The sequence below is a fragment of the Bacillus benzoevorans genome (genome assembly GCF_014207535.1).
In the GTDB taxonomy this organism is placed as follows: Bacteria; Bacillota; Bacilli; order Bacillales; family Cytobacillaceae; genus Bacillus_BD; species Bacillus_BD benzoevorans.
In genome coordinates this window covers 164,178-189,464 of sequence record NZ_JACHGK010000006.1, presented here as the reverse complement: position 1 = coordinate 189,464, position 25,287 = coordinate 164,178, and the positions used below count along the sequence as shown (strand labels likewise).

Below are 25,287 nucleotides of genomic sequence, written 5' to 3'. Positions count from 1 at the left end.
AATAATTCACAAATTGTTCATTTTTAAAACCAAGCCCAAAGTGCTCAGTAGTTCACAAATTGTTCATTTTTAAAATTGAGCCAAACGTGCTCAACGGTTCACAAATTGTTCATTTTTAAAATCCGTTTATAGATAAAACGGATTCGCTTGATGCCTGGTTTATTGCGTATTGACTAGAAACTTCTTAAATGTTGAAAGCTTGGTAAATCAAATCAAAATCGATTACTCGATAATCCTCATAAACCCTATCAATAATGTCTTTAGACCACTTTCTTGGAGGCTTATTACTGATTAGTCTTTCCGAGGTCTCGATACTGTTTTCCATTAAATTCAAGGAATCCAGATTAACACTGTTATCGGCTTTAAGTGATATAGCTATAGTCTTATATGGTGTTTCGTTTGGCTTAATACTACCCATAAGAGGATGCGTTAAGAGCCTATGGCCTTTGTGAACATAATCTCTAGCCATTTTCATTACATCCATTAATGAACCTTCTACAAATACTACATCAGATGTTTTTTCAAAACCTTCTTTTGAAAGTACATTATTCGTAATAATGATTGCCTTTTCCCTCAATTTATACACCTCTTATAAGCCCATTTTCATAAAACTTTAACCTTTCAAAGAATGTCACGCACAAGTATTAAAAGCGCTTTCATTCAATCAAAAAAAATATACTCTTTTGGGCGTTCTAGAAGGGAAGTCTTATGAAATAATAAATTTCATCTTCTAACCTCTTGTCATCCCTTTCATCAAAGTTATATTGAAATACCTTATTACTCTGTCAGTATAAAGCTTGCTAAATAGGCTGTCAATGTCTTCCACTAAAGTTAAATCATTCAGATTATTTGAGCATGATCAACAATTCCTACTCCAACTAATAGGTCAGTTTCAGGATAAGTTTTACTGAAATAGTAAATCAGAAAATATACTGTATTTATTAGTTTAACAATATTTATATATTAATATATCAATTTTAAGTGAGAATTTGTCGAGGCATCACGGTGAAAAAAATTTAGAAAGCACCTTCGCCAGTGCTTCCTCCTCATTAAGCTTTATTCTATCGATGCTAATACCTTAATCATTATTTCTTCTTCTTCGATATTCACCGTTCTTAAATCCAGCTGGAACTCATCCCTTTGGATTCGTACAATGATGGAAGGCGTGTATTGCGTCCTTAAGATCTTTGCCAAATTTTCTGCGGATAGAACATGGTGCTTTAATGCAACCACAAATGATGGCAATAATACTTCAGGCATGGTTCCCCCTCCAACCTGGCTTGTTCCTTCCATGATGTTGATAGAATAAGAATTACAGGCTGCATTAAGTTTTTCCTTGAATTCCTCTGAGCGCCGCTGCAATTCTGCTTTACTTTTTAATAAATCTCCAATGACTGGGACTTTGCGGAGTTCATCTTTTCCTTTGAGATAATGCATTAGTGTTCCCTCTAATGCCGCAAGAGTCATTTTATCTACCCTTAAAACACGGGCTAGCTGGTGTTTTTTGAGTTTAGCAATTAACTCTTTTTTACCGGCAATGATTCCTGCCTGTGGCCCGCCTAAAAGTTTATCACCACTAAAAGAAACAAGATCAGCACCCATCTTCAGAACTTCGCCAACAACCGGCTCATCACCAATACCATGCTGGCGAAAATCATATAAAACACCACTGCCTAAATCTTCATAAAAAATAACTTGTTCATGTTGCTTAGCTAAGTCTACTAATTCTTTTGTTTCAACGGATTCAGTAAATCCTTGTATTTTAAAATTACTGGTATGTACTTTTAAGATCATTCGTGTCTCTTCGTTGATGGCACGTTCATAATCATAAAAATGTGTTTTATTCGTGGTACCCACTTCAATAAGCTTTGCTCCGCTTTCTTCCATAATCGAAGAAATGCGGAAAGAACCGCCTATTTCAACTAATTGTCCTCTGGAAACAATCACTTCTTTATTAGCTGCAAATGCGCGAAGAATGAAATAGACTGCTGCAGCATTATTATTAACGACCATTGCGGCCTCTGCACCTGTAATCCTTTTAATGAGCTCTTCCGCATGACTATGTCTGGAGCCGCGCTCCCCTTCTTCTAATTTATATTCTAAATTGGAATATTGCGAGGCAACTTTTGTGACATGTTCAATCGTCTGCTCGCTTAAACGTGCTCTGCCTAAATTTGTATGTAAAATGGTACCCGTCGCATTAATGACATTTTTCAATGTGTACTGAAATTGCTCTTGAATGACCTTTTCCGAGCGGTTAAAAATTTCTGTTATAAATAATTCATTTCCAGGCTCGATTCCAGACCATTGGTTTTGCAAAAGCATTTCCCTTATATCATTTAATACATTTGCCAAAATGGCTGTCATGTTTGTCTGATCAATCCCATATTGATTCATTAACACGGAAAACCTTTCATGCTTCTGCAGTTCATGAATGGGCGGCAGATATTTCAATAATTGTCTCATTAAGTTCCCTCCGAAATAAGATAAAATACCCACTTATTATACCATTTCCCAAACCCTTGAATCCCATGTATACAATAAACCTTTTTCAGGAATCCGTGCAATAGGAATGGTTCCTTTGGAGCAAATTTCATATATTAGTCATGTACATTTAAAGAGAAAAACTTGTATACTATGGTTGGAGGTGTGTTTTATGAATGAGCAAGAAAAAGTTCGTCTTACTTCATTTTCAACAAAGGCTGGTTGAGGCTGTAAAATCGGGCCCGAAGACCTAGCGCAAGTTTTGCGCTTATTACCTGAACAAGAAAGAGTTCCTGAATTACTGGTTGGACATGAAACATCAGATGATGCAGGTGTATATAAATTAACAGATTCGATTGCGTTAATCCAGACGATTGATTACTTTACTCCTGTTGTGGATGATCCATATACGTTTGGTCAAATTGCCGTCGCAAATGCATTGAGCGACGTATATGCAATGGGAGGTAAACCATTAACAGCGTTAAATATGGTGGGCTACCCGGTGAAAAAATTAGGCGGAGAAATTTTAGCTGAAATTTTACGCGGTGGTTCTGATAAGATAAAAGAATCCGGGGCAATATTAGTGGGCGGACACTCGATTGATGATCAAGAACCAAAATACGGTTTGTCCGTAACAGGGATTGTCCATCCGGATAAAGTTTGGCGAAATGTTGGTGCCAAACCCGGCGATGTACTCGTCATAACTAAACCAATCGGTGTCGGTATTCTCACAACCGGAATCAAACGGAGTGCCGTAACAGAAGAACAGGAAAAAATGGTTATCGAAACGATGGCCACGTTAAATAAGAAAGCAGCAGAAGTTTTAAGTGACTTTTCACCTAATGCCGTTACCGATGTGACTGGTTTTGGACTTCTTGGACATGGCAGTGAAATGGCAAGCGGGAGTCATGTAACCTTACGTTTTGATTATAATAAAGTCCCTATTCTTGATGGTACACTAAAACTGGCACAAGATGGTGTTGTTCCCGGAGGTTCTAAATCAAATCATAAATGGCTTGAAAAAGATGTGGAATACCACAACATTGCCCCTGAAGAACAAATCATCCTTTGTGATGCGATTACATCAGGTGGTTTATTAGCCGCCATGAATCCAACTGATGCTGAAAAATATGTCCAAGCATTGAAAAACGAAGGACATGATTCCTGGATCATTGGTGAAGTAATCGAGAAACAAGACAAATTAATTATTGTGAACAAAGAATAGGTATCAAGACAAAAGGCATTTGGGAATAGGAATATTCCCAAATGCCTTTTCGCTTTTGTTCCAATAGAGTTCATGAATGAAGGACGCGATAATCTTCCACTCGTCGCGTTATTTTATTTTTATCTAAGTATTCGAGGATAATCAAAGAATATTTGCGATTAGATCCAATCATATCACGAAATTCGGCGAGCGTCATTTTGCCATTTCCCTTTATGAACTCTGTCACTTTTTCTACTGCAGTATCATAATAGTCTTTATAAATAACCGTTTCAGGATCAAGGCGAATAATCGTTTTGCCTACAAGTGAATCGATTATTTCTTTTCGTTCTTTATGTTCACCAATAAGTTCCGCTTCACTTGGCGGAGTGAAACCGGATTGTTTCAAGCTTTGCTCGATTTCCTCTTTTTCCTGCAATTGAGCTCTGTTATAGGTTACAGTAAATTCACTTAAAGAAATGGTATCATGATGATTCTTAATCAACTTTTCCTCAGCCAGCATTTGTAAAAGCCGATCAAAATCTTTTCCTTTTAGATCTGGTGCAATTCGAGAGCGCAATTCTTCTTTTATGATGCCTGTTCGGAGACTATAAGTTTTGTGAAAATGTTCCAGTATCGCTGCCATCTCTTTTTTAAACTGTTCATACTTCAATGGATGCATATACTGCTGATTGACTGGCAGCAATTGTTTGCTGCTTACCATGTCAGCCATAGTCTCGTTAATTTCTGTTTGAGAAATGCCTAAATAGCTGACTACTTCTTCTTTAGAAGTTAGTAATTCCTCTTTTCTAACAACAAAATCATCAATCATTTCATTTGTTGAACCTTTTGCACGTGTCTCAAGTGTTTGTATGATTTCCTCATTAAAACGGCGATGTTTTGTTGGTGTCGTATCTAAAATGCTTCCTCCCCCAATGACGTGCATAGGGGAATAGGACCGAATAATAAATTTATCGCCCCTCTTGGCCACAATTTCTTCCTCAAGCCGCAGCTGTAAAAAAGCTTCTTCACCTGGCTCGACTATTTTAACGCCGATCGGAACTGTGCGGCAAAGGATCTCTCTTGTTCCTATATGAAGGCGCAGCCGATTCCAAAGTTTAAGCGGCTCCTCTGCATGTGGTAATAGATGTGCTTGTACATCAATCATCCACGTTCTTTGCACAGATTCGGGTACAGCCAGAGTGTCCCCTCTTGAGACATCGTTCACATGTACGTTTGCTAAATTTAACGCTACTCTCATTCCGGCTACAGCCTCATCAACATTTTGTTCGTGAACTTGGATATTTCTTATTTTTGTACGCAGTTCCTTTGGATATATCACTAATTCGTCATTTATGCGTAACGCACCTTCGATCAGCGTCCCGGTCACAATCGTTCCAAAACCTTTGAGCGAAAAGACGCGGTCAATATGCATTCTTGGTGGAACAAGTGAGCTTGCGCGTTCAATCGTTTGGCTGACATGATCAATCTCTGCAATCAATTCATTGATTCCCATGCCGGATAATGAATCAACTTTATAGATTGGAGCATCTTCAAGCAGCGTTCCGTGTAATTGCTCTTTAATATCTTCTTCTACTAATTCCACTAATTCTTGATCAACGGTATTTGCTTTTGTCAGCACAATAATATAATTTTTGATTCCTAGTATTTGCAAAATATCCATATGCTCTTTTGTTTGCGGCATTATGCCCTCTCCGGCATCAATGACTAGGAGTATTAATTGAATACCAGACAGACCAGCCATCATGTTTTTAATAAATTTCTCATGACCTGGAACATCAACAATGCCGGCGCGTTTCCCGCTTGGCAGATCCATATAGGCAAAACCTAAATTAATCGAAAGGCCGCGTGTTTTCTCTTCCGCCGTTGTATCTGTTTCCATCCCAGTCATTGCTTTAATTAAGGTTGTCTTCCCATGATCGACGTGCCCTGCTGTTCCTATTACGAAATGGTCCATTTGATATACACCTTCCAATTTTTCATTCTACTCATCTTTTAATGGATTTAGATTCATAATAACTAAAAAAGACCCGTTTTTAGGGTCTTTTTTTATAGGCTCTGCTAAGCCTTAAGATAGGAAAGTTTGGCGGGAATGTGTGGGAATCGAACCCACCTAAGTAGCTACTAACTCCTCATGCTAGTTTTGAAGACTAGAGGGAACACCAGAACCCATCCACTCCCATGTGAACAGTATCACATAAATAGAAAAACCTGTCAATAAATTATTCTAATAACATTTATAAGAAGGATCCTGGCAGATAAAATCGTCATTATGATGATGAATTGACTACCAACTTGATTGATTAGCTTTCTTCCTTCTCAGCAGCTCCTTGCGCAATTCCTTCATCGAAATGGGTTTCCCCCCATTTTCCTCTTTAAGCTTCTCGATTTTATATCTTCCACATTGCATTTTTAAACATTCACCTTGGGCATCAGGGTTTGTCTTCCGGAACATTTCTAAGCAGTAACATTTTTCAGTAGTTTCCACGGTTTCTCCACCCGCTTCTTTTGAATTCATCTTTAGAATATCACTGATATCGGAGTAGATCTAGTGATACCAATGTGAACTTTTTATGTAATTTTCCCTCTAATGTTTTAGATATGATATATTAAAAAAGTACATATTAAGTTTTTTAGAATATTATTTTAGAATAAGGCTGTGTTAAAGGTCAATGTTGATTTATTGTCCCTTGTTGATTGGAGTGGAAGGCACGAAGACTCCCGCGGGAGAAGCGAGACAGACGAGACCCCGCAGACACGAAGTGTCGAGGAGGCTCGTCGGTCGCCCGCAGGAAAGCGAAGTGCCTGGAACGGAAATCAACAATCAAGTTTAACAGAGCCTAGAATAAAAAAATTGTATTTCGATTTATATTAAAGTTATATGGAGGGATAAGCAAAAATGGTCCAGAGAATTAAATTAAATCTTGAAGAAATCGAGTCGATGCTATATTTTTGGCAGGCTTCAAATGATAAGGAAAAGGTGGCCGAATCATTTCTTCACGAAGTAGCAGCCATGAAAGGAATAACAGCTTCCTACGATGATGAGTTTAATGCGGAATCAGTTCGCAAGGTTTTAAGTGCCATTACAAATAGAGAAATTCTATCACAAAAGACACAGAAAGAAGCTCGTTTTTGGAATAATAACATGTGGATGATGGAAGATTTGAGCTATACAGATACTATGGTAAAGCCGCTTAAACTGCTTAATATTGATGATATGGCGGAAGACGTAAAGAATGCTGAAGGCAGTTCAAGGTATGAAGAACTTGAAGTAAGATTCTCACCGCTTCATATGGATGAATATATCATAAAGGGAAACAGGCTAATCATAAACTTCTTTAGAGTGATGCCATCAGCTGAAGATGGTGAAAGCGCAACCATTGGCGGAAAGCAAATAAAAGAATTTATAAAAGAAAAACTTGAAGAGTTATTAAAAAAATAATTGAAAAACATCGGTGTTATCCCTTGCTAAGCCGTATATGCGAAAAAAACACGGTATACGGCTAGCTGTGATGCGTATCGTTCTTTCCGTTCATTCGGGCTTACACAAAATCAAACCAACCTTCATAATTGATATCACATTCATTCTTATGCTGATATTCATTCAAATCCGGCAGATACGTATAATCTGCTTTGTATGTGTTCATATTGGAAGTTATATCATTTATGGCATGGGCTATATATAGTACTTCTTTTTCCGTCATCGTTGGATGAAGGGAAAGTCGTACCCACCCTGGCTTTGCATAATAATTTCCTTTGTTCATTTCGTCTTTAATAGATTGTGATCGTTGTTTATCAAGACCGAACAAATAATGTCCATACGTTCCGGCACATGAACAGCCGCCTCTTACTTGAATACCGTGTACATCATTTAAAAGCTTTACCAACAGTTGATGATGAAGGTTGTCCACGTAAAATGACAGGATAGGAAGGCGGTCTTTTTTATCTTTTTCCAATAAAATAATCTGTTTATTTTGCTTTAATTGCTTGAACAGTAACTGCAGCCATTTTTTATCTTGTTCGCATATATTCTCTATCCCCATCTCTTCCTTCAAACGGATCACTAATGCTGTGCGGATCGCTTGTAAGAATCCCGGTGTCCCGCCATCTTCTCTTTCTTCCAAATTAGCTATATATGATTTTTCACCCCAAGGAGTTGTCCAATTGACCGTTCCCCCGCCTGGGCGATCAGGCGTTTTTGTTTGCAGGGCTTTCTTAGAAACAATCGCAACACCCATTGTCCCTGGACCGCCTAAAAACTTATGAGGCGAAAAGAATATTCCATCTAAGTATTGCATCGCACTTTTAGGATGCATGTCCATTTTCACATAAGGAGCTGATGCAGAAAAATCAACGAAACATATTCCTCCGTATTTATGCATCACTTCTGCCAACTTATAGTAAGGTGTTACAATTCCCGTTACATTCGAACATGCCGTAAATGAACCAATTTTTAATGGTCGATCTTCATACCGTTTCATCATCTTCTCGAGCATGAGCGGAGAAACATCTCCATTCTCATCCGGTGGAACAATGACGACATCAGCCAATGTTTCTTCCCAAGAAATTTGATTAGAATGGTGTTCCATATGAGTAATGAAGATGACTGGTTTGGCTAAATCCTTTAGTCCGTGCAAACTTTGATAGTTTTCATGAAGAGTTAATCCTAGTAATCTCTGGATTTTACGGATTGCTCCCGTCATCCCGGTTCCTTCAAAAAGGAGAATATCATTTTCGTCAGCATGTACATGTTTTTTGATGATGTTCTTGGCTTCAAGGTAAGCCCATGTCATACTTTTTCCTGTAATATTCGTTTCTGTATGTGTATTCGCTGCATAGGGACCAAATTGATCGAAAATTTTTTCTTCGATGGGTCTATATAGTCTTCCGCTAGCGGTCCAATCTGCGTAAAGGATTTTTTTTCTGCCATAAGGGGTATGAAAAAATTGTTCATTCCCAATCGTATTTTTTCTAAAGAATTGAAAGTGTTTCTCTAAATCATTCATTTCTTTTCACCTCAACCCTCTTCCAACCAAAAATACCTTGAAATTCATAGAATGGTCTTCCTCTGGCTGCTGCATGCATTATTTCTTTAAAAAAATACCGGATCCCGTATGTTACATTCGAGATCCGATCATGTCCTATTTAAACTGCAGCCGCTGCCTTTGCTTTCACCCATTGATTTTCAACGGGAATTCCAGCGTCTTTAATGGTTCTAAAGATCGGACAGCGCAGATCAACAGCAGCCTGCATTTCATTAATTCTCTCTTGAGATTCTGATGTTTCAATGGCTGCTTTAATGACTACTTTTTCGAAATATGGTTTTACTTCCAAATTCCCCATTAGACCGCTAGGATCAATTTCACCTTCTACATCAAATGAGATTCCTTGAAGATCAAAGTTCATTTCTTTGGCAATGATTTGTGCCATTACGTTTTCACAGCCAATAAGTGATGCTAAAAAAGCTGAAAGTGGATCAATTGCAGAATCCTTTCCAGCCATTGTTTCGGGTTCATCAATAGCAATTTTATGCTTTCCTGCCACTGAATCGGTTCTCATTCCATTTCCGATTCCTTCTACTTTTACTGTCAACATTTCATTCACACCTCCAAAAATTTTACACTCTTACCGTTTCGCGTAGTTTTTTTGCCGCCTCAACCATGACTTTTAATTTTTCAAAAGCAATTTCATCACTGTTCATTGGACGCTGTGCAAAGGTTCCGAAACCACAATCCGGATTTAACAGGATCTTTTCATCAGGTAAGATTTTTCTTACTTCTTCTACACGTGCAATAATATCTTCAACAGATTCCACATTTACCGTTCTAGGATTGATCACACCAAAACCTAATGATTTGCTGCCAATGTTCTTAACAGCATCAATTTCTCCTGCCCGTGGTGTTGCATATTCTAAAGCCAGCTGGTCAACATTTACTTTTTCCAGATAAGGTGTTAATGGAAAATATGGGCCGCGCAGTAAGATATCATCATCTGTGCTCCAGTTTCCGCGGCAAATGTGAACACCAATCGTTGTGCCTCTTCCAAGCATGCCAGCGGTCACTTGATTGATTAAGCTTAAGGCAAACGCTAACTCTTCTTCCGCATCTGCTTTTGCTGTTAATGCGCCGCACATGAAGGTTCTATTTGCATTCTTTTTCGTAAATACCACTTCGGTTAAGACAGGCTCATCAAATTGAACAAATTCAACACCCGCTGCAATTAGATCCTCCAATTCCTCGCGCAATACTTTAACAATATCGACAGCCAAATCCTCTTTTGTTGGATAAGCATCAGTAGATAGTCCTTCTACCCACATCGATCTTGTTAATAAATAGGGTCCAGGTATCGTCACTTTCACCGCTTTGTCTGTATGTTTTTTTAAAAATAAAAAGTCATTTAATGCGAGCGGTTTTTTGCGGCTGATTTTGCCTGTCGCTGCAGGATTGGACATGGAAAAGGCTGGTACATCTAATGTCCCTAAGATTTCTTCAAAACTAGATTTATCTTCTACATACTCTAGTAACTCAGAAACACTTAGCATGCGGACATTATGCAAATGCTCTGCAACAAAGGAGATATAATTATCCCTGCGCTGTTCACCGTCGCAAACAATATCAATGCCTGCTTCCTCTTGCCATTTCAAGATCTGCAACGTTGCTTTATCGGCAACAGCTTGAAATTCTTCATCCGTAATGCGGCCTGCGCGTTTATCACGCATGGCACTTTGTACTTCTTTCGCGCGCGGCCAACTGCCAATGACAGTCGTGGGGAATGTTGGTAGCGTCATTTAGAAAACCTCCCTAAAATACAATGGAAAACTGTATATCGATATTCATTGTTTGCTTTAGCGTTTGGTAAATCGGAGACCGTTGCAGCGTGTTTTCCCACAGTTTTTCTAACTCTTCCTCCGGCTGTGGCGAGGAGACATAAAAGGTTCCCTTCATTTCCTGGATTTTCGGACTTCCTCCATCTTCCAATTCCAAATGATACAGAACATTTTCCAATCCTGCTTTAATCGAGACTTCCAGTTGGTCAATTTCGATATTTCTTCGTGAGGCTTGCGCCTTAAAACCAACGGCCAAATCGGATGCCAGCGCTCCAAGAAAGTAATCAATTGCGCTAGGAGCATCCACTTTAGAACCAAAATCAGCAGGCTGTCCGACAATAAAAGTATGATTCCTAGAATGAACTTTAGCGGTTAAAGAGCGTTCAGCCTGAACACGAACATTCCATTTATATCCTTTTGCCGCTTCTAAGTCAGAGGCCAACTCTCCTTGCTGCGAACCTTTGCGGACAAAATATCTTGTCGTATTGTCCCCTGGCTCTGAACCTAGAAATGCGTGATCCACCATCCTGCACCAGGCAGGTAAATCGTCAGCAACCGTCCGCTCACGGCTGCGCACTTCTAATATTTCTCCATTTGATAAAGGATCCATTGCTTTTTTGATGATTAACAATAAACCGGAACCACAATCTAAATCGCCGCCATCGCAAACTGCTTTTGGATTCTCCATAAAATCACCTTTTTCACTTTGTTAATCTTTTCACATAATGATATAGAGCATCATTTTTTACTCCCCTTTCAATTAATAAAAGGGGAGTAAAGTTAATGCATTATTTAATCCTGTTATAAATTTCTTAATAAGTGATGGAAGCAGCGCCTTGACTTAAGAATTCAACAATTTTAGCTCCGCCAACAATGACAGCGCCTTCAATCAAATTCTCTTCGTTCAAATTACGTTTTTTAAAACATGGACTGCATACCCAAAGAGTTCCGCCTGCTTCAACAAATTGGTCCATAAGTTGTTTTAATGGGGCAAATCCCTCTTCATGAATATCATCTGCATAACCTTTTGATGCCAAGTATGCACCTTCAACATTTAAAAAGACAGCAGTATCTTGACCTGATGCAACAGCTGCATTGGCCACAACGAAGCCAACTGTCGCTTTATCTGGATCGTTTTTTGCATTTGTTAAACTTACTAAGAATTTACCTGCCATTTTTATATCCTCCTATTAATCCTTTAATATGTAAAAGGCAAAATCAGCCTTTTTTAATAAAGTAATGACTAATATTTCCATCATCGATTCGTTCCAACAAATGATTATTTTGCAATCGGCACCACGCTGGAAGATCTTCACGTGCGCCTGGATCATAAGAGATAACCTCGATAATCTCGCCCCTATTCATTTTTCTCATGGTTAGAAACAAATTCATAATTAATTCGCCGCAACCCGTTGGACCTGCATCATATGTCATAACTGGTGAATATTGCTGCCCCATTTTTTCGTTCCCTTCATCATTTGCTTTTCTTCATCACTTTGTATCTCCCATACTCTTAAAGTATAAACTAATATTATTCTGATATAAGATTATTTTATCGATACTTCTGATTAATATCCATTGATTTTTTAGATACTAATACCAGAAACATGAATCTACCAACGTTTTCTATATTTCCAAATAGATTCCTAACTTCCTTCATTCACAAAACATTAACATTTTTCCCTATACACCTATATTGCCACTTAACAATACTTAGCGGTGCGTTACAAACTAAATGAATCCTCCTATACCAAAGGCCTTTTTCCATATCAAGTTGCGCTATAAAACTGCCAATAAACCATAAGGATAATCAGAAACAGCGTCATCGCCGCCGAGAATCCATACCAGAATTTCTGTCCTTTCATTAACTCCGCTTTCCGTCCTTTCACGGCCAATATTCCAACACAAATGACACTCAGGGCGGTTAATCCATAGTTTAGGATAATGTGAGGCACCATTTCGGAATAGGAAGCAAAAGGATTGATCATCAATCGAAGGAACATAAGAACATTATTCAGCACGATAGCAGTTCCTGATAAAATAATTCCGCTGTTCCACCGCTGATGTGATTCAGCCGGGATTTTTCTCCTTTTCCTGATGATTCCCCGCACCAAAATCACAAATGGAGCAATGATGAAATAGACAAAGCTCAGAAGCAATAGGCCGACACCTATAATGAGATAAGGGGTTGTTTTCCCTTTTCCAACCGGCAGCAGATCCGTTATTGACATCGATATTTGAGTTGGCTCCCTATCCTTTACATGAACATATATTGGGCTCATCGCATCAAGCATGACATGGCCCTCTGTTTTTTGGTACACGTAAGGACTTGTTTGCACATATTTGCCTTCCATCCCCATCCCGCTTATTTGAACTTCCCGCTCATTCAGCGCTTCCACTTTAAAAGACAGCAGATCGAAATAAATATTCATAAATCCGCCGTATCCTCTGCGTGCCATGGTATAGGTCCCTTCCACTTCTGCAGGATCGGGCAGCTTTTCAGCTGAAGCAGAAATCTCTTTCTCACCAACAAGTTTTTTCGTCAAACCGTAGCAAAGATCGGCTTCTCCCGACTGATTCGTCAGCACAATTACAGCAAAGTTCTCCTCTGGCACGATATGAAGGTTACTCGAGAAGGCTGCGGTATTGCCTCCGTGAGTCAGACCGCGCTTCTTCCCTTGATACTCCCAAAATCCATGGGCAATGCCGGGAATGTTCTCATTCGCTGTATAACTTTGTGCAAGCATTTCATGTAATGTACTTTCTTTTTGAAAAAGCGGCGATTCCTCCCCCGGCTGCGGCATGAACGCAGAAGCGAAATTGGCCAAATCAACCACCGGACCATTGGCCGATCCGGCTGGATACATCGAAACATAGAACCACATTAATTCTTTGAATTGAGACGGCTCTGTATACGTATAGCCTGCCGCCTTATTATCAATCAGTTCCGGTTTATCGCTCCATGTCGGATGGATGGACGAATCCTTACTGCCAATTTTTTCAAGGATATTCCCTTGCACATATTGATAAAATTCCTGCCCCGTCATCCTTTCAACAATAAACCCCGCCAGCGCCGTGCCAAAATTGGAATAGGCAACGACCTCACCCGGCTTATACACCTGCTCTGGCTCGGAAAGCTTCAATCCCTCCTCCAAAGACTTTACTTTGTCTGGCTTATCATATCCTAAATCAAAAACATACTCTTCAAACCCGGCATTATGATGCATCAAATGCAGCATCGTGATTGGTTCATCATATTTCAGCTTTGTTAAAAAACCTTCAGGTAAATACGTGCGGATATCTTCATTTAAATCTATTTTCCCCTGCTCGACCAGCTGCATGACGGATGTCCAAACAAACAGTTTGCTGACGGATCCCCATTCAAATACCGTAGTCTCTGGATTCACTTCTATTTTTCTCTCGATATCAGCATAGCCATATCCCTTCGATAAGACAATTTGGTTGTCCTTCAGCACAACAATCGCGGCTCCTGGAACGGTTTTTCCAATATAATCGTCTACATACCCATCAACGAATCCCTCCACTTCAGAAAGCGGAATTCCTGATGGGGTTGTTTTTTCATTAGCCCTGTTTCCTGTTTCCAGATGCTGCGTTTCTCCTGTTTCAACAGCCGCATTTGTTTCCTCTGCAGCAATAGAAGCGGCAGGGAAAAAGGAAAACAACAAAACAATTAGACAAAGAATAATGGAAACATGTTTCTTTTTCGTATAACGGTTCATGCGAGCACCTCCTCATTATGACAATTCTATTTTCTTTTATGCATCTTCCAATTTTACCCAATAGCCCTTTCGTTTTAAGTGTAGTCCATTATTCAAGGTGAAACTATTAAAAATTATGAAATTTTTGTAAATTCTGAGGCATAATAGGCAATACCCGCTGCTGCAAAACCTATCGAACATAGAAAAAACACCTATTGGTCAGGTGTTTAAATGAGATTATTTTCTGGCTCTGTTAAACTTGTTTGTTTATTTCCGTTCAGAGGCACACATCGACCTTTAACAAAGCCTATTTAAAAAGGAATTAATAGTTTTAGGCTGAAGAGAAAGAGGATTGCTCCACCCAATGCTTCACTGTATTTCCCCAGCAGGCCCTGGACTCTTTGTCCGATTAACAGGCCGAGCCACGCCAAAAGAGTCGCCCCAACTCCAAAGATAATCAGGACAACCATCGTTTTCGCTCCAAATATACCGAGGGTTAAGCCAACGGAAAAGCTGTCGAGACTAACACTCAGGGCAAAAAAAAGCAGACCCAATCCCGTCGGTGTAATCAAGGATTCTTGTTGCTGCGAAAGGCTTGACCAGATCATTTGCACGCCTAAAATCAGCAGCAATGCTCCGCCTATGTATGTGGCAATTTCGCCAAACTGCGCCGATAAAAAGCGGCCCGTGATAATCCCGAGGAGCGGCATAATAATATGAAAAATCCCTATCGTAATCCCAATGTTAAGAACCTGCCTTAAACGCAGCTTATACATGCCCATCCCCAGACTGACAGAAAAGGCGTCCATCCCTAGGGCAAAGGCCATAATGACGATCGTTACAAATTCTCCGATGATTGACGGCATTCCATTCCCACTCCCCCTCGCTTACAGCATATGCATGTCCTCACAAGGATAGAAGCAGAATAAAATAGACAAAATAGTGCCTGAACTTCCAATAAAAAAAGACATTTGTCCACTGGGGGTGAACAAATGTCCTTTTTTGGTGCCAGGCACCAAATTATTGCACATCTATTTGTTTCGCTTTTCTATTCGGATTAACCGGTACAGAGAGTCCCAAGTTTTCTCGTAACGTGTTTCCCTCATATTCAGTCCGGAATAGACCGCGGTGCTGTAGTTCAGGAATGACTAATTCAACAATTTCGTTGAAACCTTGCGGAAAATGCGGAGCCATGATATTAAAGCCATCTGCTGCATCATTTAAGAACCACTCTTCTAGCTTGTCGGCAATTTGTGCAGGTGTTCCAACGATTTCCCTGTGACCGCGGCCACCCGAAATATGCTCATATATTTCACGTATGGATTGCAAATTTTCCCGTTCAGCAAGGTCGCGAATGATGTTATAGCGTATACGCGGATTCGTTTCATCATCAAACTCAGCAACATCCGGCAGCGGTTTGTCTACATCATATCCGGTTAAATCTATGTTCGTAAAGGCTGATAAATAGGCTAATCCTACTTCAGGAGTAATATAGCTGTTCAACTCCCGCTGTTTGGCCCAAGCCTCTTCCTCTGTTTTTGCCACGGTTATAAATACCCCCGGCATAATTTTCAAATCCTCCGGCTTCCGTCCGTATTTTGCCAGGCGCCCTTTTACATCAAGGTAGAAGGCTTGTGCGTCTTCAAGTGTCTGCCAGGCTGTAAAAATAACTTCCGCTGTTTTTGCTGCAAGTTCCTTTCCTGCTTCAGATGAACCTGCTTGCACAATTACCGGATGTCCTTGCGGTGTCGATGGTGAATCGGGCGTGCCATGTACTTTAAACCATACTCCATCATGATCGACTGGATGTACTTTTTCCAAATCTAAAAACTTACCTTTTTCCTTATCGATGACAAGTGCTTCATCTTCAATAGAAAACCATAGTTTCTTGACAACATCTACAAACTCTTCTGCCCGTTCATAACGGAAGGCATGCTGCAAGTGTTTTTCTTTGCCAAAAAGCAATGATTCATTATCATTAGCAGATGTCACAACATTCCAAGCTGCCCGCCCTTTTGACAGATGGTCAATCGCGCTGAATTTACGTGCAACATGGAACGGTTCATTATACGTTGTCGTCAGCGTTGCGGTAAAACCGATATTTTTCGTAACGGCTTGCAGCGCCGAAATAATGATCACAGGATCAAGCTTCAATCCTGATGAGCCGTTCTCTGAAACAGGCTGGCCAAATACATCCGCAAAAAACACCATATCAAATTTTGCCCGCTCTGCTGTTTGAGCCAATTCAGTTAAATAATCTAAATCAAATACGCGGCCGGCACCTGAAGAAGGGTGACGCCAGCTTGCGACATGATGCCCCGGAAGATTGAAAAATGCTCCTAATTTCATTTGTCCCTTTGCCATATTCATCGCTCCTATTTCTCATATTGACTTAATGAGATTAAACTCAAATATTCGAGACCAGCGAAATTTTCCAAGAAAAATTGCTGGTCAAATTTCATGTCGTCACAGTGACTTTATTTCGAAAATGGGTTAAATTCATTTGTGTAAAGGTCTTCCGCTTCTATTTGACCCTCTTTTAATTCACCGCTTTTTACTAACCAATCAATCCAGATTTGAAATTCCTTGTCTTTTATTTGTCCGCCTTCTTCTGCGATACCCGGGCTTTTAAAGAATTTAAGATTAGCTGTCGGCTCGTTTCCTTGACGGGCAGAGACGATTTTTTCATATCGGGCAATAACTTCTTCTCTTGGTGTTGTACGTGCCCACTCAATAGCTTTTGCTGTTCCTTCCACAAAGGTCTTTACCGTGTTCGGGTTCTCTTTTATATATTTCTCAGTAAAGAAGAACTCGCCAGCAGTAAATTCTCCCCCGAATATATCAATATCCGTGAAGATTTCTGTAATTCCTCCCCTTTCAATCGCCAGTTCCTTTGATAGACCGCCTACTATAACTACATCTACTTGTTTCATCCGCAGCCCTTGTTCCAAATTAGACAGTGGAAGTGTCACTAAGGTTACTTGTTCAATTTCTTTTTCCGTCAAGCCGTTTTGGCGTAAATAATCTTTTAAAACAAATTCTGCATGCGCACCTAAAATGTTTACACCTACCTTTTTGCCGATAAAATCTTTAGCAGACTTAATCGGACTGCCTTCAAGGACAAATGCACCGTGATACGTATTTTTATCACTGCCGTAAGAACCAACAACGGATTTTATTTTTATATTTTTCGCATACGATTTTATAATGGCTCCATTAAAGGCCGAACCAAAATCTGTTTCGCCTGTGGCTGTCAGCTGGATACTTTCTGGACCGCCAGCCATATTACTAACCTTTTCCAGTTTCAGATCCTCTAAATAACCTAAGTCGGCCGCTAATTCCGGGTAAATGACACTGCCCACCGTGCTTTGGTATTGCAGTACTTTGTCTTCTGCACTTTTTTCTATTGCGTTAGATGCTTTATCATTTGCGCAGCCGGCTAAGATGCTTCCTGCCAATGCTGTTACGATTAGAAAATGGGCAAATCTGACTTTTTTCATCATGTATATCTCCTTATTGTCTTCATGACTGTATTTTTTGATAGACTCCTATCCATTTACTTGCTGCTTCCATTTTGATAGCTTCCGCTCGGTTGAGGTTAATCCTTGATTAATGAGCAGCCCTAATAATGAAATGGTGAGAATACCTGCGTACATTTGTGGAATCAAGAAATTATATTGGGCATACGTGATTAAATATCCGAGACCTTCTTTGGCCCCAACCATTTCCGCAGCAATTAATACAAGAATCGCTCCAGTTCCTGCCATACGAATCCCCGTAAAAATAGTCGGCACTGAGGCAGGTAAAATAACTTTGTAAAATAGTTTGAATGAAGAGATATTCATGGAACGTGCCGATTTAATCAGTAATGGATCCACGCTTCCGACAGCAGCAATGGTATTTAACAAGATCGGCCATGTGCAAGCAAACAATACAATAGAGATTTTCGATGTTTCACCAATTCCCAGCAATAAGATAAATACGGGCAGTAATGCTAACGCGGCCGTATTACGGAATAACTCTAAAACCGGATTCAACAGGTCTCTTGCTAATGGATACCAGCCGATTAATAAACCTAGTGGAATAGCAATCACAAGCGCCAGCACAAATCCACTGATGGAACGAATAATACTTGCTTTAAAATGGGCAAACAGTTCTCCAGATACTGCCATATCCCACCATGCACGCACTACGTCCGTAAAGGGCGGGAAAAACGCAGCATCGACTAAGCCGGCACGAGGAGCAATTTCCCATAGTAAAAACAAGGCAATGATGACAATGGATTGTTTGATCACTTGTGTAAATCTAGAAAGATTGAATAGCTTTGATTTTTCCGTAGATAATGTTATTTCTGCAGGTTTAACTGTTGTCATATAAAATGACCTCCTCTCCTATTAGATATTGGCACCTAGGTATTCAGGCTCGTGCAATAAACTCCAAACTTCACGGCGTATTTTTACATATTCAGGATTTGAGCGAAGATCTGCGTCTTCTAAACGTGATTTTAATGGTACATTCACAATTTGTTTCACCGTTCCCGGTCCCGCCGTCAATACAACCACACGCTCTCCCAGGTAGATAGCTTCATCGATACTGTGTGTAATGAAGATAATTGTTTTCTTTGTTTTTTCCCAAATGCGAAGCAATTCACTTTGCAGCGTTTCACGTGTTTGTGCGTCCAATGCTGCAAATGGCTCATCCATGAGTAAGACATCCGGATTGAATGCCAAGCTTCTGGCGATCGCAATACGCTGCTTCATGCCGCCAGATAATTCATGAGGATAACGATCGGCAAAATTCTGCAGTCCGACTAAATTTAAATACTCATTAGCTTTTTCTTTCCATTCACGCTTTGGTATCCCTTTGGCCTCTAAACCGAATTCGATATTGCCGCGCGCCGTTTTCCAAGGAAACAGCGCATATTGTTGAAATACAATCCCACGGTCCAGACCGGGACCCTTTATTTCTTTGCCATCAATTAATATCCGTCCGCGGGTAGCCGTCGTTAAACCGCCCAGCAAATCCAATAGTGTAGATTTCCCGCATCCGCTTGGCCCTACTAATGTAATAAACTCACTTTCCCGCACTTTGAAACTTAGATCCTTTACCGCGGTAAATTCGTTAAATGCCCCTTTCTTTTTTGGATCACGGACCGAAAAGGTTTTTGTGATCCGCTCGAAACTAATTTTTTCAGCAGATGTCATTTAGCTACACCCCTTTTTATATTTTATTATTCAAATCGGATTAGTGTGTTTTATTGTTTAAAAACCCGGCAGTTACTGGGGCTTAAGCATCCCTGCCTATGTTCCTTCCAATGAACAGGATGTTTCAGTATTAAACTTTAGACCCCTATTTCACAACAAAAAAGGCCCCTATTTCACAAACATCCGCGCGAACGAATGTCTGATTTTTGAAATAAGGGCCTTTAGTTGTCTAATCAGCCTGTGCCTAATTCATATTAAATTTATAGACTTACTTTATCATAAAAAAACTAATTGTCAATAATATTTGTATAATTTTAAAATTTCTTATATTTACTGGATTCATATCTCCATTTTACATAGAGCCATTTTACGTATAAAGAATAAATACCATACCATACCATAAAATACCAATAATTTTTATAAAACCTAGTTGACAACTATTAAAAGTGTGTTTAAGATAATAGTCAACCAAATATATATTTCCAATTTTCAGCCAACTAGTCAACTAGAGGTTCCTTATTTCTGAGCGGGAAAAAAACCGCAGGAAAAGGAACCTTTTTTATTTCAGTTTATCAAAAGAGGGAGGAATGAAGGGGCAGTAAAAACTATAGCGGTTCAAAACCTTTCTTTAATGGAAAGGGAAATAAGTGAATTTCAGTTTCAAAGGTATTCGCAGAAATCGTTAGGAGTATTTATTTTAGTACGAGGAAGGGGATTATATAATGAGTTCAATTATTCTGCCAAAAACAAAAAGCCGTTCTGCTTTATTAAGAGAAAAATTAGGGTACCCAATCGTGGATACAGATTTCCATACCGAAGAATTTGGTCCGGCGTTTATAGATGTTTTGAAAAAGGTAGGGGGCGCGGAAATAGCCGCCAAGTATGTAGCTGCCATTTCCGGAACCGGACGTGCCCAATGGCTCAATATTTCTGATGAGGAGAAGAAGGAATTCCGCATTTCCCGTACACCTTGGTGGACACGCCCGGCACATAATACGTTAGATTTAGCAACGATTTCTATTCCTTCCCTCACATACAAACGTTTGGATGAGTTTGGGATTGATTTTGCTATCGTATATCCTAATTTGACGTTATTTGCCCCAAGTATCCCGGATGATGAGCTCCGCCGGGCGGTTGTAAGAGCTGCGAATATCTACAGTGCTGAAGTATATCGGGAGTACAGTGACCGACTTTCTCCGGTAGCAGTTATTCCGATGCATACCCCTGAGGAAGCAATTGAGGAGCTGGAGTATGCCGTCAATGTGCTGGGATTGAAAGCAGCGATGATTGCCGGACATGTGAAACGGCCTATTCCGGGGATTGTTAAAAAATATCCTGAATTAGAAAAAGAAGCGTTCTATATTGATACTTACGGAATTGACAGTCCATATGACTATGATCCTTTCTGGGCGAAGGCTGTAGAATTAAAGGTATCCCTATCAACGCATGTTTCAGGACAAGGCTTAGATACGCGCCGTTCCATTTCAAATTATATGTATAATCATATTGGCCATTTTGCCGCTGCCTCTGAAGCACTGGCCAAATCCTTATTCTTTGGAGGAGTTACAAGCCGATTCCCAAGTCTGAAATTTGCTTTCCTTGAAGGAGGAGTAAGCTGGGGAGCGAGCCTTTACCCTGATTTGATTTGGCACTGGCAGCGCCGGAATAAAGCAGCTGTGGAACAATACAATCCGGAAAATATCGATAAAGAACTGCTATATGCTCTTTATGAAGAGTACGGCGGCGACCATGTAAAAGGAAGATTGGATCAACTGCATCTAGGAGCCAATTATCTGATTAACAATACGGTTGTACCTCTTGAATTACGTGATGAATTTGCGGACATTGGAATTGAAAAAGCTGAAGACATACGCGATTTATTCGTACCTAATTTCTATTTCGGAATTGAGGCCGATGATCCGACCATTCATACAGCTTTTGACCGTAAAGGATTGCCATTTGAAACTCCTTTACGCGCTTTCCTTTCTTCTGATGCAGGACATTGGGATGTACGGAATATTGCGGACGCACTTGCAGATTCCTATGAATTAGTGGAAAAAGGTGTTATATCTGCGTCAGATTATAAAGATTTTGTCTTCACTAATCCGGTAAGCCTGTACGCTGGCTCTAACCCTGACTTCTTTAAGGGAACAGTAGTTGAAAAACAAGTAGATGCTCTGTTAAAGGAAAAAGGCGGCCAATGATCAGATAAACTAAACAGCTGTAAAGAGAAAATAAAGCCTGTCTTCGCTTGAATAAGCGTGATAAACCCAAGGATGCCAAATGTGGGCATTCTTGGGTTTTTGCCTTTTTTCAGACATTTACGGCCATCTGCTTCAATATCCGGCATGTTTGCAGGCAAACAGAGAGGTCACCTCGGACATCCGCGGCAATTATCATTGGCCGCTCCATGTAATTCTGGTTCTAACAAAAGGCCGGTTCTAATCCGGTACAACTTGGTATCCATCAAGTGCTATTTTTTCAATACGCGCTGGCCGGCTGCCTTCATTAAGCGGTTCATGATCGCGTTTCCGACGCCTTCATTTGGGAACATTTCGCTGTAGATGACGTCTACATCCGCTTTGTTGAAGCTGCGCAGCGCTTCGTAAATCGAGCTGGCCACCGTTTCAAGCTGTGCTCGTTCACCGCAGGCGAAGATATAATCGGCATCGTAAAAGGCGGCGTTTTCCTTCGTTGTTAAGACACCAATCTTTAAGCCTGCTTTTTTCCCTTCATTAATAAACTCCTGCAGTTCCTCTCTGCTTCCGTCTACGAGATAGAGCGGAGCATCGGGGGCATAATGGCGGTATTTCATCCCCGGAGATTTCGGTTTTTCGGACGTGTCCGTCAGGGCGGGGTCTACGCGCACTTCACCTATTACCTCTTCCAGCTGTTCCTTTGTCACTCCGCCCGGACGCAAGATGACCGGGACCTCTGATGTGCAATCGATGACTGTTGATTCCACCCCGACTCCTGTCGTTCCGCCATCAACAATCGCGGCAATTTTTCCTGCTAAGTCTTCCTTCACATGCAGGGCGCTCGTCGGGCTCGGTCTGCCTGACTGATTGGCACTCGGTGCGGCAATCGGCAGACCTGACTTTTTGATAATCGCTAGGGCAACCGGATGAGCCGGCATCCGTACACCGACTGTATCCAAGCCTGCTGTGGCACCGTCAGATAATGAGCCTTTTTGATAAGGGAAAATAATCGTCAGCGGTCCCGGCCAAAAATGGTCCATCAGCTTCTCTGCTGTTGCCGGAACTTGCACCACAAATTCATGCAGCTGACTCTTTGCGGCGATATGGATAATTAACGGATTGTCGCTCGGTCTGCCTTTGGCGGCGAATATTTTCCTAATGGCATCATCACTTTTCGCATTTCCTCCAAGACCATAAACTGTCTCAGTAGGAAAAGCAACAACTTCATTTTTAGTTAAAAGATCAGCAGCTTGTGCGATTTGTGGATAATTTTCCATATTATCCACATTTTTATCCACTGACCAATAAGTAGTATCCATATTTTTCACCTTCAAGATTTCTTTTATTCATATATTGATAGCGCTGATTTCCTTTGAAAGTATAAAAGAGTTTGTGGGATAACTCAAGTTTTTATCCACAAATTGTGGATAAAAAGAGCCGTTTTGTGGATAATTTTGTGGATATTAACAACAATTTGTGACTATTGTAAAAAAATATCGAGTTATCCACAGCATAGCAGGACACACACTGCGGCTTGTACAGATAGGTCACCCGGCATTCTCTATTTTACATAGAAAAGAAGACGCCGTTTATCGTCCGTCTTCTTCTCATTAGCCAAAGATTTTATCCCATACTTCTTTTATAAAAAATTTCACTTCTACTTTGTCCTCTTCAGCAGCAAAAATGGGTTCCCGCTTTTTTGCAACAGTCTCCGGCTGTCCCTTTTCCTCTGCTTTCCCTTCTGTTTCAGGTTCTGCAGCTGATTCAACCGGTTCTTCCTTGTTTCCCTCTGAAGCTGTTTCAGTTTCAACAGGATTTACTGTCTGCGTCCCAGCATTTTCTGCCCGCTTTTTCGAAGTTTCTTCTGTTTCAGTCTGTTCTTCTGTTTCAGCCGCTTCTACTTTTTTTACCTTTTCCGCTTTGCCTGATTCTGATTCCGATTCCGATGCTTTAGATGCCACAGCTTTGTCCTTTTTCTCCGCCTTATCGTTTTCCTTTGCTTCAGCCTTCTCTGCTGTTTCTTCCTCATTAAAACCCTGGCTGACGGCAACACCGTTTGAAAAGTCTAAGAAACAAAGCGGCGGAAATAGAACGCACCACCAATTGGCGCCGACGCCTTCACCCAACGTAATGAGAATCGCTTCATATTTGCCGGCAGGATATAAAAATTCGCCGTAAAGCTTGGTCGGAAATTCAACCTGGCCAAACTCAACCTTCACATCCTGATCTGAATTCTGCTCCGCAACAACCTTTTCAGCAATCTTTTCAATTTCAGGAAGACCGCTTTTTATAACCTCTCTCGCTTCCTCTTTTGACGTTAATTCAGAGACCCATCTTGTAATTTCTTTATTCACTTCATCTCTGACCAATCTTTTCAACGCCTGATCCTCGGCGCTGTCACTGTTGGCGAGAATGCGCAGGCGGATAGCATCACTAGGGATCACGACAGCGTCATTTGCTGTTACTGCATTTTTGGGAATATAGAGGCTTAAAATAGTACCAAGCGATAATAATAATAAATAAATGATGGCAAGATATTTTCTTTTCATATTTGACACCGTCCCTTCACTAACCCATTGTGGACAGGAAGGACAAGTTTTAAACTAGCAAAAAAAAAATAGTTTAGCAGAGTGGTTTGGCGATGCGAAATGCTTTTATGCCAAAAAGCAGTCCCCGGAAGATGATTCACCCGCTTCAGGAAACTGCATTCAAACATTGTCCACCCTACACAAACAACTGTCCACTTTCGGTGCCAGGCACCAACGATCAGGCACCGCCGATTTCGGCAAATACCATGCGATCCTTGCCGTTGATGTCATAGACAGTTTCGATTTTGGCGCCTGGGAAGTGGTCTTTAAGCAGATCCATGACGGCTTTGCTTTGCCCGGCACCTACTTCAAAGCCGACGAGGGCTTTTGCCTCGAGCACGAGCGGCAGCTCTTCCATAAAGCGGCGGTAGAGGTCTAGACCGTCTGCACCGGCAAATAAGGCCGAATGCGGTTCGTGCTCTGTCACGACGACAGACATTCCCTCCATATCTCCCAGCGGAATATAAGGCGGGTTCGAGATCACGACAGCAAATTTCTGCCCGTTTGCGATAAAAGGCTGCAATAAGTCACCACAGACAAACTCCACCTCCGCTCCAAGGCTTGCGGCATTGCCCGCCGCGGTTTTGAGTGCCTCAGGTGAAATATCGCTGGCTGTTACCTGCAAATCTGGACGCTCTAATTTCAGGGAAACCGCAATCGCACCGCTGCCTGTACCCACATCAAGAACAGCAAGACCCTCAGCCCCGTCGGCAAATAATTTCTTCATTCGCTCCAACGTACCAAGTACAAGCTCTTCTGTTTCCGGCCTTGGGATCAGCACATGTTCGTTCACCTGGAACCTCCGCCCGTAGAACTCCTCAAAGCCGATAATGTATTGCACTGGCTTCCCTCCGGCATGAAGGGCAACAGCTTCGCGAAACCGTGCTTCCGTCACCAAATCCAGCTCATCACGTAAGTCTGCCAGCATCTGGGAGCGGCTCTTTTTTAAGTAAAAACAAAGCAGCAATTCTGCGGCATTTTCATCACGATCGTTTTCTGTTAAAAAAGAAGAAGCCCTTTTGAGAGCTTCATAAATCTTACTCATA

General features: G+C 40.9%; 22 protein-coding genes and 1 tRNA gene. 3 read left to right on the top strand and 20 right to left on the bottom strand.

Annotated features, from left to right (window positions below):
• Positions 1-184: 184 nt before the first annotated feature.
• Positions 185-577: a GrdX family protein gene (locus HNR53_RS10700; RefSeq protein ID WP_184525730.1), complete on the bottom strand. Its 393-nt coding sequence runs from the start codon at positions 575-577 to the stop codon at positions 185-187.
• A 479-nt stretch (positions 578-1,056) separates the two neighbouring features.
• Positions 1,057-2,466 (bottom strand): L-seryl-tRNA(Sec) selenium transferase, encoded by a 1,410-nt coding sequence (selA, locus tag HNR53_RS10695; RefSeq protein ID WP_184525728.1) that lies wholly within the window; start codon positions 2,464-2,466, stop codon positions 1,057-1,059.
• Positions 2,467-2,656: 190 nt separating this feature from the next.
• Between selA and selD the strand changes: the two genes are divergently transcribed.
• Complete coding sequence (selD, locus tag HNR53_RS10690; protein WP_184525726.1) at positions 2,657-3,709, top strand: selenide, water dikinase SelD; 1,053 nt, start codon at positions 2,657-2,659, stop codon at positions 3,707-3,709.
• Positions 3,710-3,779: 70 nt separating this feature from the next.
• Here the strand turns inward: selD and selB are convergent, their stop codons facing one another.
• The 3 genes from selB to HNR53_RS10675 form a co-directional block, all read right to left on the bottom strand.
• A complete protein-coding gene (gene selB, locus HNR53_RS10685) occupies positions 3,780-5,663 on the bottom strand; it encodes a selenocysteine-specific translation elongation factor (protein ID WP_184525724.1) in 1,884 nt (627 codons plus the stop codon).
• 127 nt (positions 5,664-5,790) lie between these two features.
• A tRNA-Sec gene (locus HNR53_RS10680) sits at positions 5,791-5,887 on the bottom strand.
• Between the two features lie 106 nt (positions 5,888-5,993).
• Complete coding sequence (locus tag HNR53_RS10675) at positions 5,994-6,194, bottom strand: hypothetical protein (RefSeq protein WP_184525722.1); 201 nt, start codon at positions 6,192-6,194, stop codon at positions 5,994-5,996.
• 411 nt (positions 6,195-6,605) lie between these two features.
• Here HNR53_RS10675 and HNR53_RS10670 point away from each other — a divergent pair, with 411 nt between their 5' ends.
• A complete protein-coding gene (locus HNR53_RS10670; protein ID WP_184525720.1) occupies positions 6,606-7,148 on the top strand; it encodes a TDE2712 family protein in 543 nt (180 codons plus the stop codon).
• A gap of 100 nt (positions 7,149-7,248) precedes the next feature.
• Here HNR53_RS10670 and HNR53_RS10665 read toward each other — a convergent pair whose 3' ends face one another.
• From HNR53_RS10665 to HNR53_RS10610, 12 genes are all read right to left on the bottom strand, one after another.
• Positions 7,249-8,712 carry an aminotransferase class V-fold PLP-dependent enzyme gene (locus HNR53_RS10665; protein ID WP_184525718.1) on the bottom strand — a complete coding sequence of 488 codons (1,464 nt, stop codon included), beginning with the start codon at positions 8,710-8,712 and terminating at the stop codon, positions 7,249-7,251.
• A 139-nt stretch (positions 8,713-8,851) separates the two neighbouring features.
• On the bottom strand, positions 8,852-9,301 hold the full coding sequence (locus HNR53_RS10660; RefSeq protein WP_221452287.1) for an OsmC family protein: 450 nt from the start codon (positions 9,299-9,301) through the stop codon (positions 8,852-8,854).
• 22 nt (positions 9,302-9,323) lie between these two features.
• Positions 9,324-10,493 carry a cobalamin-independent methionine synthase II family protein gene (locus HNR53_RS10655; RefSeq protein ID WP_184525714.1) on the bottom strand — a complete coding sequence of 390 codons (1,170 nt, stop codon included), beginning with the start codon at positions 10,491-10,493 and terminating at the stop codon, positions 9,324-9,326.
• Between the two features lie 13 nt (positions 10,494-10,506).
• The gene (locus HNR53_RS10650; protein ID WP_184525712.1) at positions 10,507-11,220 is read right to left on the bottom strand and encodes a sulfurtransferase TusA family protein; all 714 of its coding nucleotides are present in this window, start codon (positions 11,218-11,220) and stop codon (positions 10,507-10,509) included.
• 124 nt (positions 11,221-11,344) lie between these two features.
• The gene (locus tag HNR53_RS10645) at positions 11,345-11,707 is read right to left on the bottom strand and encodes a DsrE family protein (protein WP_184525710.1); all 363 of its coding nucleotides are present in this window, start codon (positions 11,705-11,707) and stop codon (positions 11,345-11,347) included.
• A 43-nt stretch (positions 11,708-11,750) separates the two neighbouring features.
• Positions 11,751-11,990 (bottom strand): sulfurtransferase TusA family protein, encoded by a 240-nt coding sequence (locus HNR53_RS10640; RefSeq protein ID WP_184525708.1) that lies wholly within the window; start codon positions 11,988-11,990, stop codon positions 11,751-11,753.
• Between the two features lie 311 nt (positions 11,991-12,301).
• On the bottom strand, positions 12,302-14,272 hold the full coding sequence (locus HNR53_RS10635; RefSeq protein ID WP_184525706.1) for a serine hydrolase domain-containing protein: 1,971 nt from the start codon (positions 14,270-14,272) through the stop codon (positions 12,302-12,304).
• Positions 14,273-14,562: 290 nt separating this feature from the next.
• Entirely contained in the window at positions 14,563-15,117 is a 555-nt protein-coding gene (locus HNR53_RS10630; protein ID WP_184525704.1) for a manganese efflux pump MntP, read from the bottom strand.
• Positions 15,118-15,271: 154 nt separating this feature from the next.
• The gene (locus HNR53_RS10625) at positions 15,272-16,615 is read right to left on the bottom strand and encodes an LLM class flavin-dependent oxidoreductase (protein ID WP_184525702.1); all 1,344 of its coding nucleotides are present in this window, start codon (positions 16,613-16,615) and stop codon (positions 15,272-15,274) included.
• A 113-nt stretch (positions 16,616-16,728) separates the two neighbouring features.
• Entirely contained in the window at positions 16,729-17,751 is a 1,023-nt protein-coding gene (locus HNR53_RS10620) for an ABC transporter substrate-binding protein (RefSeq protein WP_184525834.1), read from the bottom strand.
• A 48-nt stretch (positions 17,752-17,799) separates the two neighbouring features.
• Positions 17,800-18,624: an ABC transporter permease gene (locus tag HNR53_RS10615; RefSeq protein WP_184525700.1), complete on the bottom strand. Its 825-nt coding sequence runs from the start codon at positions 18,622-18,624 to the stop codon at positions 17,800-17,802.
• A gap of 21 nt (positions 18,625-18,645) precedes the next feature.
• Positions 18,646-19,455, bottom strand: coding sequence for an ABC transporter ATP-binding protein (locus tag HNR53_RS10610; protein ID WP_184525698.1), 810 nt, complete (start codon positions 19,453-19,455; stop codon positions 18,646-18,648).
• Positions 19,456-20,177: 722 nt separating this feature from the next.
• On the opposite strand from HNR53_RS10610, the gene HNR53_RS10605 reads away from it, so the two are divergent.
• Positions 20,178-21,659: an amidohydrolase family protein gene (locus HNR53_RS10605; RefSeq protein ID WP_184525696.1), complete on the top strand. Its 1,482-nt coding sequence runs from the start codon at positions 20,178-20,180 to the stop codon at positions 21,657-21,659.
• Positions 21,660-21,928: 269 nt separating this feature from the next.
• Here HNR53_RS10605 and HNR53_RS10600 read toward each other — a convergent pair whose 3' ends face one another.
• The 3 genes from HNR53_RS10600 to prmC all read right to left on the bottom strand — a co-directional run bounded on the left by HNR53_RS10600 (position 21,929) and on the right by prmC (position 25,286).
• A complete protein-coding gene (locus HNR53_RS10600; protein ID WP_184525694.1) occupies positions 21,929-22,972 on the bottom strand; it encodes an L-threonylcarbamoyladenylate synthase in 1,044 nt (347 codons plus the stop codon).
• A gap of 291 nt (positions 22,973-23,263) precedes the next feature.
• Positions 23,264-24,202: a stage II sporulation protein R gene (gene spoIIR, locus HNR53_RS10595; RefSeq protein WP_184525692.1), complete on the bottom strand. Its 939-nt coding sequence runs from the start codon at positions 24,200-24,202 to the stop codon at positions 23,264-23,266.
• Positions 24,203-24,419: 217 nt separating this feature from the next.
• Positions 24,420-25,286: a peptide chain release factor N(5)-glutamine methyltransferase gene (gene prmC, locus HNR53_RS10590; RefSeq protein ID WP_184525690.1), complete on the bottom strand. Its 867-nt coding sequence runs from the start codon at positions 25,284-25,286 to the stop codon at positions 24,420-24,422.
• Between the last annotated feature and the right edge of the window lies 1 nt (position 25,287).

Excerpts from the sequence above, each read along its gene's own strand:
- HNR53_RS10610 (WP_184525698.1), bottom strand. The coding sequence starts at position 19,455 with ATGACATCTGCTGAAAAAATTAGTTTCGAGCGGATCACAAAAACCTTT.
- HNR53_RS10640 (WP_184525708.1), bottom strand. The coding sequence starts at position 11,990 with ATGGGGCAGCAATATTCACCAGTTATGACATATGATGCAGGTCCAACG.
- HNR53_RS10615 (WP_184525700.1), bottom strand. The coding sequence starts at position 18,624 with ATGACAACAGTTAAACCTGCAGAAATAACATTATCTACGGAAAAATCA.
- HNR53_RS10625 (WP_184525702.1), bottom strand. The coding sequence starts at position 16,615 with ATGGCAAAGGGACAAATGAAATTAGGAGCATTTTTCAATCTTCCGGGG.
- HNR53_RS10600 (WP_184525694.1), bottom strand. The coding sequence starts at position 22,972 with ATGGATACTACTTATTGGTCAGTGGATAAAAATGTGGATAATATGGAA.
- prmC (WP_184525690.1), bottom strand. The coding sequence starts at position 25,286 with ATGAGTAAGATTTATGAAGCTCTCAAAAGGGCTTCTTCTTTTTTAACA.
- HNR53_RS10630 (WP_184525704.1), bottom strand. The coding sequence starts at position 15,117 with ATGCCGTCAATCATCGGAGAATTTGTAACGATCGTCATTATGGCCTTT.
- HNR53_RS10605 (WP_184525696.1), top strand. The coding sequence starts at position 20,178 with ATGAGTTCAATTATTCTGCCAAAAACAAAAAGCCGTTCTGCTTTATTA.
- HNR53_RS10620 (WP_184525834.1), bottom strand. The coding sequence starts at position 17,751 with ATGAAAAAAGTCAGATTTGCCCATTTTCTAATCGTAACAGCATTGGCA.
- HNR53_RS10650 (WP_184525712.1), bottom strand. The coding sequence starts at position 11,220 with ATGGAGAATCCAAAAGCAGTTTGCGATGGCGGCGATTTAGATTGTGGT.
- HNR53_RS10670 (WP_184525720.1), top strand. The coding sequence starts at position 6,606 with ATGGTCCAGAGAATTAAATTAAATCTTGAAGAAATCGAGTCGATGCTA.
- selA (WP_184525728.1), bottom strand. The coding sequence starts at position 2,466 with ATGAGACAATTATTGAAATATCTGCCGCCCATTCATGAACTGCAGAAG.
- HNR53_RS10660 (WP_221452287.1), bottom strand. The coding sequence starts at position 9,301 with ATGTTGACAGTAAAAGTAGAAGGAATCGGAAATGGAATGAGAACCGAT.
- HNR53_RS10645 (WP_184525710.1), bottom strand. The coding sequence starts at position 11,707 with ATGGCAGGTAAATTCTTAGTAAGTTTAACAAATGCAAAAAACGATCCA.
- HNR53_RS10655 (WP_184525714.1), bottom strand. The coding sequence starts at position 10,493 with ATGACGCTACCAACATTCCCCACGACTGTCATTGGCAGTTGGCCGCGC.
- HNR53_RS10665 (WP_184525718.1), bottom strand. The coding sequence starts at position 8,712 with ATGAATGATTTAGAGAAACACTTTCAATTCTTTAGAAAAAATACGATT.
- spoIIR (WP_184525692.1), bottom strand. The coding sequence starts at position 24,202 with ATGAAAAGAAAATATCTTGCCATCATTTATTTATTATTATTATCGCTT.
- HNR53_RS10635 (WP_184525706.1), bottom strand. The coding sequence starts at position 14,272 with ATGAACCGTTATACGAAAAAGAAACATGTTTCCATTATTCTTTGTCTA.
- selB (WP_184525724.1), bottom strand. The coding sequence starts at position 5,663 with ATGGACCATTTCGTAATAGGAACAGCAGGGCACGTCGATCATGGGAAG.